The organism is Halomonas urumqiensis, from assembly GCF_003028575.1.
GTDB lineage: Bacteria > Pseudomonadota > Gammaproteobacteria > Pseudomonadales > Halomonadaceae > Halomonas > Halomonas urumqiensis.
The window spans coordinates 914,145-926,336 of record NZ_PYUD01000001.1 but is presented as its reverse complement, the minus strand read 5'-3'; the positions used below and the strand labels follow the sequence as shown (position 1 = coordinate 926,336).

Here is a 12,192-nt window from a genome sequence, read left to right as displayed (position 1 = left end):
TCACTCCTCGGTGCGCGTCGCATCGACATTCGATGCGGCCGTCTGCTGGGCAAGGGTGCCGATATAGGCGGTGACATCGGCAAGCGCCCTGTCATCGATCAGGATCTGGGCCATGTCGACCATCTGGTTACCGTAGCCATCCTGGGGGTGGCGACCGCGGATGCCATCCCGGAAATGCCGCAACTGCCGCACCAGGTACCAATCATTCATACCGGCCAGGCGTGGCGCCTTGAACGCCGCCATGCCCGCCCCCTGGGCACCATGGCAACTGGCACAGGTGCGATACAGCCGAGCCCCACGTTCGGCGTCGCCGATGATCGTGTCCCGGGTGGGCGTTACCGGCAGGGTCTCGACGTAGGCCGCGATATCGCGGATCGCCTGATCACTCAAGGACGTCGCGAAGGGACGCATCTGCTGGCCGAATCGGTCGGCCTCGTGGGTGCCGCGGGCGCCGCTTTGAAAAAGGTGCAGTTGTCGGGTGAAGTAGTCGCGATCAAGCCCGGCCAGGCGCGGCGCATTGATCGCCTGCTGCCCTTCTCCCTGGGGCCCATGACAGGCCACGCAAGCGGAAAACCGCTCAGCCCCCGCATCGGGGTCAGCCGGTTCAAGTGATTCAAGCTCGGCGTAGGTTGGCTGCTCGGCCAACCACGCATCGAAGCTTGGCTGCTCCACCACGGCCACCTTGGCGCGCATGGCAAAGTGGGCGATGCCGCAAAGCTCGGCACACACCGCCTCGAACTCGCCTGTCTGGGTCGGGGTCAGCCAGAAATAGGACGTCTGGCCAGGCACGACGTCCATCTTGGCGCGAAACGGCGCCACCTTGAAATTGTGGATGACATCCTTCGATCGCAGGATCAGCTTGACGGGGCGGTCGACGGGCAGCAGCAGCCGCGGATTCTCCACCAGCACATCATCCTGGCCATGGGGATCGTCGGGGTCGATGCCAAAGGGATTCCCCGCATCGATCAAGCTTGAGCGAGCCGCGCCAAGGGTGCCGTCCTCACCGGGAAACCTGAAGCCCCAATGCCACTGCTGGGCCACGACTTCGACCTCGTGGGCGTCCTCCGGCACACTGACGAATGATCCCCAAACGAACAGACCCGGCGCAAGCAGGGCTGCGATACCCAGGGTAGTGAGCCCGGTGAGCCAGGCTTCGAGTGGCTTGTTTTCAGGTTCGTAGCGCGAGCGCCTCTGCTTCTGGTAGCCAAAGCGGACTAGCGCCAAGGCCATGAAAAGCGTCACCGCCAGAAACACAAGGCCCGTGACCCAGAAGGAGATGCTGATGGTTCTGTCGATGGCTTCCCAGTTGGAAGCCAGGGGAGTGAGATGCCAGGGGCTGAACAGGAAGAACAGCACCGAGCCCACCGCCAGCACGATCAACGCAACCGCCATCGCCATGGGCACGCTCCCCCACGTTGGTCAGCGTATAGGCATCTGGAAACGTGATGTCTTGATTACGATAAATAAATATCGAATACTTAAATAAATCTTTCACTGAGCATAGCCCGTCGTTTGCCAGGCCGCCAAAACAGGCATTGAATGTTATAAACAAAATGGCGGCATCAAGGCCTGACAAAATAAATCATCAGAACGAATCTAGGAAACAAGCATGACAACAGTCAGCATATCAAGGTGTATTGATGTATCAGTAAATTATTACCTTGATTATGCACCCGTGCCGCTATGGTGCTTGAGCTCCTCCCGAGAGACCTTGTCGATGATCACCTCTGGATGGTGGCGGTGGATGACCGAATACACCTCGTCTTCGCGCTGGTTGGCGACATCCACCATCATCAGAAAGGCGCCCTCTTCGATCTCATCCTCGTACTTGTCGACTTTCACATCGTGCACCGACACCCCCACCATGGTGCTGGTCCAGACCCCGAACAAGCCACCAAACACTCCCATACCGATGATGACACCCGCGATACCCATGGAGCCCAGTCCCTCTCCGAGGACGTAATACACCACGACCCCAAGGAGCAGCCCCAGAGGTACGCCGAATTTGACGCCGCGCCAGGCGGCATGGACCACATCCGAGGTCTGGCGCAGCGTGGCGTTGTTGACCCCGCGCTCCTCAAGGTGCTGCCAGTCACGCCCCGTCACGTGAACTTCGCGCTTGGACAGGCCAAGGTCGTTCAGTTCATGGGCGATACTGACGGTGGTATCGAGGTCAGGCGTCAAAAAATAGAGACGTTGCATGTCACGTCCTCCGTTACGCATGCGGGCGTCGCACCGCCACGAGATGTCAGTTCCTCTTCATGCTCGACACTCACTGTGTGGGGCAATCTCGTTATTGTGCGAACGTTTATCTACCCGCCGATGTGTAGATCCCCCATAATTCGATTAAACATCCACAACCGCGCAATTAGAATATAATGATTAGAACATAATGACTGGAATGGCCCAGCCAGAAAATAACGTTTGAAACATCACAACTTGCCCATCATGGCTGTAGCAGCGCCGTTATCCCATGGCAACTAGTCAAGTACACGGGTACACCTACAAGGTTGACGATAAATGCCATGTGAGCAAGTTCTTCTGCTTATTCATGATGTGTTAATCAAGAAAAACCTGGTCCAGACGCGCCAAGGAACGCTCTATCGCAGCGCGATAGCCTCCACCGAACAACAGCAGATGGTTGAGCAGCGGATAGAGCTGGAACAGCGCTTCGCGCCTCGGCCAGTCGTCCGGCGCATCGGCGTTCCAGTAGGCCTCGAAGAACGCCTCGCCCGGGGATCCGAACAGGGTCAGCATGGCGAGATCCACGTCGGGGTAATGGCGATACACCGCCGGGTCGATGATCGCAGGACCCGACGCGGTAAACAGCAAGTTACCCGACCACAGGTCTCCATGAATCAGGCTTGGCGGGACATCCGGCAACCACGATTCCAACTCGTGGGCCAGTTTCTCGATACGCCCGCGCAGGCGAGCATCGAGCAGGCCGCGAGCGTGGCAGGCCCGCGCCAGCGGCAAAAGACGGCGTTCGCGCTGAAAGACGCGGCCATCATCCATGGGTGCGTTGGGTTGTGGCGTGTGGCCACAGGCATTGTCGGTCGGCCATCCGTGGGTCTCCCCGGTGACGGCATGCAACCGGCGCAATCCCTCACCAAGCGCGGCATCACTCGCGGCGGAGCGCGGTGCGCTGACCAGCGCTTCCATCACCAGCCATCCATCGCCCTCGGCCAGCACCGACGGCACCACCAGACCACTTCGCGCCGCACGCAGCGCGCGTAGCCCATCGGCTTCACCGGCCAGGCGTGTGGCATCGTCATGCTTGACCACCACTTCGCCCTGTTGGGTCGCCAACCGGTATACCGCCGCAATATCACCGCCGGATAACGGCTGAAGGTCACCACGCGGCGCTATCCCCGCCTCGTGCAGCCGTGCGTTCAATGTCTCGTCCATGGGGTCTCTCCTGCGCCATACCCGTGAATTGAAGCGTATCGGGGACGGTCGACTTACCCGGCCGTCCATGGCACAAGGGTAACCACACGCCATCCAGGAGACGAGTCATGTACAAGCTCGCGTTCTTCGTTCCCCGTGAAGAGGCGGAAGCGGTCAAGGAGTCCGTGTTCGCGACCGGCGCCGGGCGCATCGGCGATTACGAAGCCTGCTGCTTCCAAACGCTGGGCACCGGGCAATTCCGCCCGCTTCCGGGGGCCAACCCACACATCGGCGAGGTCGGCGACCTGGAACAGGTCGAGGAACTCAAGGTGGAGCTGGTCTGCGAGGACTCGCTGATCGGAACCGCCGTGGCCGCACTCAAGCTGGCCCACCCCTACGAGGAGCCGGCATACGACGTATGGAAGCTGGAAGAGTGGTGACCGCCGGCATCGATGTAGTGCCGGATCGCCGCGCGTGGTCCGTGCGAGTCGATCAGCGCCAGCCAGCGGGCGAAGGCGTCGCAAAGCTTAGGCGCCTCGGCCAGGTCGTGGAATATCTCCCTGATGCCCAGGAAGGCCCGTGGCTGCTTGGCAGCCTCAACGGCGCCGGTGCGCAGGCGTGACGACAGGGGATCGCTGACCGGAGGCATCCCCGGCGTGTCGTCGGCCACCCGGCAATAGTGGCACCACAGTGCAAGCTCCAGTGCCAGTCCAGCCACGGGCAGTCCCAGGCCGAGGGCGTCGCGAATGGCCGGCAAGATGAACTTGGGCTGTCGCGTCGACCCATTGGCGCACAGACGCGAGACGGTGTCGGCCACCTCGGCGTTGCGAAAGCGCTCCACGACCCTCGCCCGGTACGCGTGGTAATCCTTACCCTCGATCGACCGCAGGGCAGGAAGTATCTCGCGTTCCTGAAGTGCGCTCAGCCACTCGCGGATATCAAGGTCGCCCATGGCGGTGTGCACCTGCCTATACCCCAGCAGGGCCGCGACATAGGCGATACTGGCGTGACCGGCATTGAGAATTCGCAGCTTCATCGTCTCATGGTCGGAGACCTCGTCGACGAACTCGACACCGACGCGCTCCAGCGCTGGGCGTCCGGCGCAGAAGCGATCCTCGATCACCCACTGGCGAAAGGGTTCGCACACCACGGGAGCGGCATCCTCGATGCCGAAACGGCGGCTGACCAACTCGCGCTCGCGCGCCGTGGTACTCGGCGTGATGCAGTCGACCATGCTATTGGGAAACGTCACCTCGCGTCGGATCCAGTCAGCCAGGTCGCGGTCGACGAGCTCTGCCATGCCGACGACAGCGCTGCGGGTTACCTCGCCATTACCAGGAAGGTTGTCGCAGGAGAGCACCGTGAAGGGTGGATGCCCTTTCGCCCGACGCTCGGCCAGCGCCTTGACCAGCATGCCGAAGATGGTGCCGGGGCGTCGCGGGTCGGCCGCATCGGCTCGAATCCGGGGATGGCGGGCATCGAGCCGGCCCGTGCCGGCATCGAGGAAGTAGCCGCCCTCGGTGATGGTCATGGAGACGATACGTACATCCGGGTCCGCCAGCGCCCTGACAATGGCCGCCGGCACCACGGGCACGAAATCGACCATGGCCCCCACCACCCGCGCCGAGCACCCTTCGGGGTCGAGGTCGACCACCGTGGAGAGCCAATCCTGGGCGTGCAGCCGTCGACGCATGCGGGCATCGGCGGGCATCACCCCGGCGCCGATGACCGCCCAGTCCTGGTCCTCGCCACGCGCAAACAGGCGGTCAAGGTAGGTCGCCATGTGCGAGCGATGGAAGTTGCCAAGGCCAATATGCAGGACGCCAGGGCGCAATCGCCGGCGATCATACGCCGGCGTCCTGACATCATGGCCGAGACCAGCAAGCGTCTCGACGGTCTTCTGAGAGAGTGGCACCGCCATGGGGCGTTCTCCGGGACCTCGCCTCCCGTTGACCATTGTCGCACTCACTCCAGGCGTTCGGCGAGACGCGCCTCCAGGGTACGCTGATCCTCGTCGAAGCGACGGATGCCCTCGGCGAGTTTGTCATTGGCCATGGCATCGAGGTTGTGCGACCAGCGGAAGGCGGGCTCGTCGAGCGGGGCGGGACGCTCGCCGGCGGCGGGAATCTCCACGGCCCGGGCGACCTCGCCCTCCTCGGCCGCCAGTTCCTCGAGCAGCGCCGGCGAGATGGTCAGCCGCGGGCAGCCGGCCAGCGCCAGCACCTGGCCGGTGTTACGGAAACTCGCCCCCATCACCACGGTATCGTATCCGCCGCGGCCGACCCGCTCGCAGACGCTCTGCACGAAACGCACCCCCGGGTCCTCCGTGGGCGCAAAGTCGCGGCCACTCTGCTGCTTGTACCAGTCGGTGACCCGACCGACGAAGGGCGAGACCAGAAAGACGCCCGCGTCGAAGCAGGCCTGGGCCTGGGCATCGCTGAACAGCAGGGTCAGGTTGCACTGGATACCCTCACGCTCGAGGCGCTCGGCGGCACGAATGCCCTCCCAGGTGGACGCCAGCTTGATCAGCACCCGCTCCGGGCCGATACCGCGCTGTGCATAGAGCTCGATCAGTTCGAAGGCCTTGCGTACGCTTGCCTCCTCGTCGAAGGAGAGGCGTGCGGCCACCTCGGTGGATATCCGTCCGGGAATGTGCCGGGAGATCTCGGCGCCCTTGGCCACGGCGAGCCGATCCACGGCGTGCTCCACCCGGGCCTCATGGTCCCGGGTCTCTGCCTTGACGGCAGCAAGCTCGGTATCGATCAACGTCTTGTAGCCCGGCAGGTCGAATGCCTTGAGCAGCAGCGAGGGATTGGTGGTGGCGTCATGGGGCTGATAACGCTTGATGGCGTCCAGGTCACCGGTGTCGGCGACCACCAGTGAGTGGGTCTTGAGGCTGTCGAGTTGGCTGGTCATGGGTGGCTCCTCGTGCAGTGCTATTTTGTCATTGTTTCGTGTCGTGTCGTGGTGTCTTGCCGTCGTGTCTTGCGACCGAATACCTAGTCGATGGCATGGCGCTCGGCCAGTGAGCGGCGATAGCGCGCATAGACCTCGTCATAGGCGGCCACATGGCCGGGCTCGGGCTCGCTCCGCGTTGCCTCGTCGAGGTGGACCAGGCGGGTGCAAAGCTCGGAAAGCTCCCCGGCCCCATCACACCAGGCGGCTTGCAGCGCGGCCCCCAGTGCGGCCGCATCGGTGATCTCGGGACACACCACTCGGGTGGCGGTAGCGTCGGCCAGCATCTGGCGCCAGACCGGGCTTCGCGAGCCACCGCCAATCAAGCGGATCTCCCGCACCCCGTCGGCCAGATCGCCGAACTGGTCGAGACCATAGCGCAGCCCCAGGGTGGCACCCTCGACCACCGCCCGGCACAGGTTGGCCTGGGTGGTATTGACGCTGGTCAGGCCATCGAGGCTGGCGGTGGCCTCGGGCAGCATGGGAACCCGCTCGCCGTTGAAGAAGGGCAGCAGGGTGATCCCCTCGGCACCGATGGGCGCGGCGGCCACGCGTTCACCGAAGGACGCGAGGTCCAGACCGAACAACTCGCGGATTCGCGTAGTTGCAGAGGTGACGTTCATGGTGCAGACCAGCGGCAACCAGCCACCGGTGCTGGAGCAGAAGTTGGCCACCATGGCGCTGTCCGGCACCACCGGTTGCGGGGAGTAAGCGCAGATGGTGCCGGAGGTGCCGAGGCTCAGGGTCACCAGGCCCGGCCGGATGTTGCCGGTACCGATGGCACCGAGCATGTTGTCGCCTCCCCCACTGGCCACCAGCACACCCTCGGGCAGGCCCAGCTCGCGGGCCACCTCCGGGCGCAGGGTGCCGACCGGTTCCCGGGCCTCGATCAGCCGAGGCAGCACCCGTTCGGGGTCGAGCTCCGGGGCGATCTCGGCCAGGACATCATGGCGCCAACGCCGGGTGCGGGTATCGAAGTAGCCGGTGCCAGAGGCATCACCCGCCTCGGCGACGCGCTCCCCGGTGAGCCAGAAGTTGAGGTAGTCGTGGGGCAACAACAGGGTGGCGATACGTGCGTATGCCTCGGGGTGCTTATCGCGCAGCCAGGCGATCTTGGAGGCGGTGTAGCCGGTCTGCAGCACCAGGCCGAGCCTGTCGAGGCACCCCGCCTCTCCCCCCAGGCGCTGGATCAGCTCGGCATTCCAGGAGGCCGTCTCGGTGTCGCACCACAGCTTGGCCGGGTGCACCGGTTCGCCACTCGCGTCCAGCGCCACCAGGCCGTGCTGTTGGCCCGAGACACCGATGGCGCGGATGGCCTGTGGATCGATACCGGGCATGGCCAGCACCTCATCGAGTGCGCCACGCAGCGCCTCGATCCATTCGCCGGGATGCTGTTCGCGACGCCCGCCCTCCCCCTCGTCGAGGTGGTGCGGCCGGCTCGCCTCACCCAGAATGCGTTCGCCGTCGACATCGACCACCACGACCTTGGTGCTCTGGGTTCCACAGTCCACGCCGATGTACATCAGGCCTCTCCTCGTGTCGTTGCCAGTGCCTCCAGTGTGGCACGTGCACCCTGTTCATGGAGAGACGTCAGGGCCCAGAGATACGCCTCGCGAAAGTGCTCGTCCTTGGCCAGGTCGCCGAACAGCTCCTGATTCTCGATGAACGCCGTGGGCTGGGTACGGTTACGGGCGGCAAGCGCCATCAGCTCATCCTTGAGACGATCCACCACCTCGATGGGCTCACCGCGCTCATCAATACCCTCGGCGTAGCGTGCCCAACTGGCCACCACCGCAGCGCTGCGCTGGATATCGCCCCCGCGTGCCAGTTGCTCGCGGATCACCGGCACCAGCCACTTGGGAATGCGGTCGGAGCTTTCGGCGCAAAGCCGCGCCAGGGTATCCCTCACCTCTGGGTTGGCGAAGCGTTCGATCAGCGTCAGGCGGTACGCCTCCAGATCGATACCCGGTACCGGAGCCAGGGTCGGCGACCCTTCCTGGCGCATGTAGTCGAGCAGGAAGTCGACGAACAGCGGGTCCTGGCATACCTCATGGGCGTAGCGGTAACCGGCGAGATACCCGAAATAGGTCAGCGCCTGGTGGCTGGCATTGAGCAGGCGCAGCTTCATCAGCTCGTAGGGCACCACGTCGGCCACCATCTGCACGCCTACCGTCTCCAGCGGCGGACGACCGGCAACGAAGTGATCCTCCAGCACCCACTGGGTAAACGGCTCGCAGACCACCGGCCAGGCGTCCGCCAGTGCGAAGCGTTCGCCCAGCTCGGCGATGTCCGCTTCCGCGGTCACCGGGGTGATGCGGTCGACCATCGCGTTAGGGAAGGCCACCGACGCATCGATCCATGCGGCAAGCTCGGGATCCCGGGCTCGTGCGAAGGCGCAGAAGGTCTCCTTGGCCACGTCGCCGTTGCCCTGGATGTTGTCGCAGGACATCAGCGTAAAGGGCGCGATGCCACGTTCGCGACGCCGCGCCAGGCCCTCGACGATCAACCCGAAGGTCGTCCTAGGGGCGTCGGGATGGGCCAGGTCATGGCGGATATCGGGATGCTCGAGATCGAACTCGCCGGTGACGGGATGGAAATTGTAGCCCCCCTCGGTGACGGTCAACGAAACGATGCGAATCCGCGGGTCGGCCATGCATTCGATCACCGCCTCGGGGTCATCCGGTGCGAACAGGTAGTCGATAAGGCTGCCGATGACCCGCGCCTCACGCCGGCCATCGGGGTGCTTGACCACCAGGGTATAGAGATGGTCCTGGGCGACAAGGGCATCGCGCATGCGGCTATCGCCTGCCATGACGCCGACGCCGACGATTCCCCAGTCCAGTGCCTCGCCACGGTTCATCAGCTCATCGAGATACATGGCCTGGTGGGCACGGTGGAAACCGCCCACCCCGAAGTGGACGATGCCGGGAGTGACCGCACGGTGATCGTAGCGCGGCGTGGCCACCTCGGCGGGAAGCCGGGCGAGATTGTCGTTGTTGAGTCGGATCATGCGGGGCTCTCCTGCCGAGTCAGGTTCGGCGTCACCGCCCCCGGTACGGCGTCAACGCCATACCAGGTCGGGCTGGATGGATGTGGTCTTGATCAGTCGGGCGTTGGGCAGGGAATCGATATGGGAATCGGAATTCTCAAGCATGTGTCAGCTCATCCAGTTGCCGCCATCGACGTTGAGGGTCTGGGCGATGACATATCGGCTGTCGTCACTGGCCAGGAACACGGCGGCTCCGGCGTAGTCGTCCGGGCGCCCCATGCGACCGAAGGGCACCGCCTCGCCCACCAGGCGCTTCTTTTCACCCAGGGGACGGTTTTCATAGTGGGCGAACTGTGCATCCACCTCCTCCCACATTGGCGTGTCGACCACACCCGGTGCGATGCCATTGACCCGAATGCCATGCTTGATCAGATCCAGCGCGCAGGATTGGGTCAGGCTGATCACCGCTGCCTTGGTGGCGCAATACATGCTGACCAGCCCTTCGCCGCGCCGCCCGGCCTGGGAGGCCATGTTGATGATCGCCCCGCCCTGCCCGCGCTCGACCATCGAGCGGGCCACGGCCTGCAGCGTGAAGAACAGGCCCTTGACGTTGACAGCGAACTGCTTGTCGTAGCTCGCTTCGGAGACCTCGAGTACCGGCGCCATCTCGAAGATCGCGGCGTTGTTGACCAGGATGTCGATGCCGCCGAAGCGCTCCGTGACCGCGGCCACCATGGCCTCGATCGACTGCCCGTCGCAGACGTCCAGCCGCACACCCATCAGTCTATTGGCCGGATGGCCCTCACCGCGAAGTGTCTCTAGCGCCTCGTCAATCGCGGCCTGGTCGATGTCGGCGATGACTGCCGCCGCGCCCTGCTCGAGATAGCCCCGCGCGATGGCCAACCCAATGCCACGGGCCCCTCCGGTGATCACGCCGGTCTTGTTGGCGAGTTTCCTGCTGGTGTCGTTCATCGTTGAGCTCCCCGCTCGTAGCGGCGAACAGGGACTTGGCCCGCTCGCCTTTCCATCGTTAAAGGCCACGACGTCGCCCGGTTCAATGGCCGCGTTGCCACTCGCTGACCAGCGCCTCGAGCCCCTGCATGTGCGCAAGCACCCGCCAGGCACCGGCGGCCTCCAGGCGCTGGCGCTGCCCCGGTTGCACGTGGCTGGCCCCGGTGAAGCCGATCACCGTCATGCCGGCGCCATGGGCGGCGGTGACCCCGCTGACGCTGTCCTCCACCACCAGGCACTCGCCGGGGTCACAGCCGAGCGTGCTGGCCGCCAGCAAGTAGAGGGCCGGGTCCGGCTTGGGCCGGGCGACCTGCTCGGCGGTGAAGATCGGTACCTCACCGATCGCCCGGTCGATGCCGGTGGTGGCAAGCGATGCCAGCACGCGCTGACGACGGCTGTTGGAAACCACCGCCTTGGGCAGGTCCAGCGCGCGAATGGCCTCGCAAACCCCGGCAATCGCCTTCAGCTCGTTGGCCAGGCGTGCCTCGATGGTGTCGTCCACGGTATCGGCAGCCTTGGCTGGCAAGCGATGGGCACTCAGTCCTTCCAGGTGGCCGAGAATGTTGGCGGTGGTCATGCCCAGCGCCTGGCTGAGCACGGTGTCGGTATCCAGATCCGGCAACCATTCGCCAAGCAGCTCGACCAGCGTGGCCTCGGCGATGGCCTCGCTGTCGACCAGCACGCCATCGCAATCGAAGATAAGGGTTGGCATGGCTCATCTCCCTCAGCCGCGATGATCCTGGCGCTTCAGGCCCGCCAGGTGGTGACGCTCGAGGCTAGTCAGCGCCAGACCCTCGGCATCGAAGAGGTGCGCACGACCGGGCTCGAAACCGAAACGCACCTTGTCGTGTACCCGGTGGGAGACATCGCCGTCGGCCATTAGGGTGAGCAGCGTCTCGCCCATGGTGATATACAACGAGGTCTGTCCTCCCAGGCGCTCGATCACCTGGATCTCGCCCTCCAGAGGGCCCTCGTCATCCAGCATCAGATGCTCGGGGCGAATGCCGAGTTCCAGTGCCGCCCCGGGGCGCGTGTCACCGGCAGTGACCGGCACCCGGCAAGGCCTGCCGCCGGGCAATGTCACCTCCACCCCATCGGCGTCGGCATTCACCGTCTCGACAGGCAGGAAGTTCATCTTCGGCGAGCCGATGAAGCCGGCCACGAAGCGGTTGCATGGATGGTGGTAGAGCTCCATCGGCGAGCCCACCTGCTCCACTTCGCCGCCCTGCAGCACGACGATCTTGTCGGCCATGGTCATGGCTTCGATCTGATCGTGGGTGACGTAGATCATGGTGGCGTCGAGCTCTTCATGGAGCCTGGCGAGCTCGATGCGCATCTGCACGCGCAGCGCCGCATCGAGGTTGGAAAGCGGCTCGTCGAACAGGAAGATGCTGGGGTTGCGGACGATGGCCCGACCGATCGCCACGCGTTGACGCTGGCCACCGGAAAGAGCCTTGGGCTTGCGGTCGAGCAATGGCTCGAGTTGCAGAATCCGCGCGGCTTCCATGACCTTGGTACGCCGCGCCTCCTTCGACTCGCCGGCCAGGCGCAGGCTGAAGCCCATGTTGTCCTCGACCGTCATGTGCGGATACAGCGCATAGCTCTGGAAGACCATCGCCAGGCCCCGATCCGCCGGACCGACATCGTTGATGCGCTTGCCATCGATGACGAGATCGCCCGAGGAGGCACTCTCGAGACCGGCGATGATGCGCAACAGGGTCGATTTCCCGCAGCCGGACGGCCCGACGAAGACCACGAATTCGCGGTCGTTGACCTCGAGATCGACCCCCTTGATCACATGGGTGTCGTCGAAGCTCTTGGTGATCTGCTTGAGTTGCAAGGTGGACATG

11 protein-coding genes are annotated in these 12,192 nt (G+C 64.3%); 1 reads left to right on the top strand and 10 read right to left on the bottom strand.

Features of this window, described 5'->3' with window-relative positions:
- The 3 genes from C6V82_RS03860 to C6V82_RS03850 form a co-directional block, all read right to left on the bottom strand.
- Nucleotides 1-1,398 (bottom strand): c-type cytochrome, encoded by a 1,398-nt coding sequence (locus tag C6V82_RS03860; protein WP_102589543.1) that lies wholly within the window; start codon nucleotides 1,396-1,398, stop codon nucleotides 1-3.
- Between the two features lie 267 nt (nucleotides 1,399-1,665).
- Nucleotides 1,666-2,202 carry a cytidylyltransferase family protein gene (locus C6V82_RS03855; RefSeq protein ID WP_102589542.1) on the bottom strand — a complete coding sequence of 179 codons (537 nt, stop codon included), beginning with the start codon at nucleotides 2,200-2,202 and terminating at the stop codon, nucleotides 1,666-1,668.
- A gap of 357 nt (nucleotides 2,203-2,559) precedes the next feature.
- Nucleotides 2,560-3,408 (bottom strand): fructosamine kinase family protein, encoded by an 849-nt coding sequence (locus C6V82_RS03850; protein WP_102589541.1) that lies wholly within the window; start codon nucleotides 3,406-3,408, stop codon nucleotides 2,560-2,562.
- Between the two features lie 107 nt (nucleotides 3,409-3,515).
- On the opposite strand from C6V82_RS03850, the gene C6V82_RS03845 reads away from it, so the two are divergent.
- Nucleotides 3,516-3,827, top strand: a complete 312-nt coding sequence (locus C6V82_RS03845; protein ID WP_102589540.1) for a YqfO family protein — start codon at nucleotides 3,516-3,518, stop codon at nucleotides 3,825-3,827.
- Here C6V82_RS03845 and C6V82_RS03840 read toward each other — a convergent pair.
- From C6V82_RS03840 to C6V82_RS03810, 7 genes are all read right to left on the bottom strand, one after another.
- The gene (locus C6V82_RS03840; protein WP_102589539.1) at nucleotides 3,782-5,308 is read right to left on the bottom strand and encodes a mannitol dehydrogenase family protein; all 1,527 of its coding nucleotides are present in this window, start codon (nucleotides 5,306-5,308) and stop codon (nucleotides 3,782-3,784) included. The genes C6V82_RS03845 and C6V82_RS03840 overlap by 46 nt on opposite strands.
- Nucleotides 5,309-5,352: 44 nt before the next feature.
- Complete coding sequence (gene tal / locus C6V82_RS03835) at nucleotides 5,353-6,303, bottom strand: transaldolase (RefSeq protein ID WP_102589538.1); 951 nt, start codon at nucleotides 6,301-6,303, stop codon at nucleotides 5,353-5,355.
- An 83-nt stretch (nucleotides 6,304-6,386) separates the two neighbouring features.
- Entirely contained in the window at nucleotides 6,387-7,865 is a 1,479-nt protein-coding gene (xylB, locus tag C6V82_RS03830) for a xylulokinase (protein ID WP_102589537.1), read from the bottom strand.
- Nucleotides 7,865-9,352 carry a mannitol dehydrogenase family protein gene (locus C6V82_RS03825; RefSeq protein WP_102589536.1) on the bottom strand — a complete coding sequence of 496 codons (1,488 nt, stop codon included), beginning with the start codon at nucleotides 9,350-9,352 and terminating at the stop codon, nucleotides 7,865-7,867. The genes xylB and C6V82_RS03825 overlap by 1 nt, the downstream gene beginning before the upstream one ends.
- Before the next feature lie 147 nt (nucleotides 9,353-9,499).
- On the bottom strand, nucleotides 9,500-10,303 hold the full coding sequence (locus tag C6V82_RS03820) for an L-iditol 2-dehydrogenase (protein ID WP_102589535.1): 804 nt from the start codon (nucleotides 10,301-10,303) through the stop codon (nucleotides 9,500-9,502).
- An 82-nt stretch (nucleotides 10,304-10,385) separates the two neighbouring features.
- The gene (locus C6V82_RS03815; protein WP_102589534.1) at nucleotides 10,386-11,054 is read right to left on the bottom strand and encodes an HAD family hydrolase; all 669 of its coding nucleotides are present in this window, start codon (nucleotides 11,052-11,054) and stop codon (nucleotides 10,386-10,388) included.
- Nucleotides 11,055-11,066: 12 nt separating this feature from the next.
- Complete coding sequence (locus C6V82_RS03810) at nucleotides 11,067-12,191, bottom strand: ABC transporter ATP-binding protein (protein ID WP_102589533.1); 1,125 nt, start codon at nucleotides 12,189-12,191, stop codon at nucleotides 11,067-11,069.
- Nucleotide 12,192 lies beyond the last annotated feature (1 nt).

Coding starts and splice junctions, on each gene's coding strand:
- C6V82_RS03860 (WP_102589543.1), bottom strand. CDS start 1,398: ATGGCGATGGCGGTTGCGTTGATCGTGCTGGCGGTGGGCTCGGTGCTG.
- xylB (WP_102589537.1), bottom strand. CDS start 7,865: ATGTACATCGGCGTGGACTGTGGAACCCAGAGCACCAAGGTCGTGGTG.
- C6V82_RS03855 (WP_102589542.1), bottom strand. CDS start 2,202: ATGCAACGTCTCTATTTTTTGACGCCTGACCTCGATACCACCGTCAGT.
- C6V82_RS03825 (WP_102589536.1), bottom strand. CDS start 9,352: ATGATCCGACTCAACAACGACAATCTCGCCCGGCTTCCCGCCGAGGTG.
- C6V82_RS03845 (WP_102589540.1), top strand. CDS start 3,516: ATGTACAAGCTCGCGTTCTTCGTTCCCCGTGAAGAGGCGGAAGCGGTC.
- C6V82_RS03840 (WP_102589539.1), bottom strand. CDS start 5,308: ATGGCGGTGCCACTCTCTCAGAAGACCGTCGAGACGCTTGCTGGTCTC.
- C6V82_RS03850 (WP_102589541.1), bottom strand. CDS start 3,408: ATGGACGAGACATTGAACGCACGGCTGCACGAGGCGGGGATAGCGCCG.
- tal (WP_102589538.1), bottom strand. CDS start 6,303: ATGACCAGCCAACTCGACAGCCTCAAGACCCACTCACTGGTGGTCGCC.
- C6V82_RS03820 (WP_102589535.1), bottom strand. CDS start 10,303: ATGAACGACACCAGCAGGAAACTCGCCAACAAGACCGGCGTGATCACC.
- C6V82_RS03810 (WP_102589533.1), bottom strand. CDS start 12,191: ATGTCCACCTTGCAACTCAAGCAGATCACCAAGAGCTTCGACGACACC.
- C6V82_RS03815 (WP_102589534.1), bottom strand. CDS start 11,054: ATGCCAACCCTTATCTTCGATTGCGATGGCGTGCTGGTCGACAGCGAG.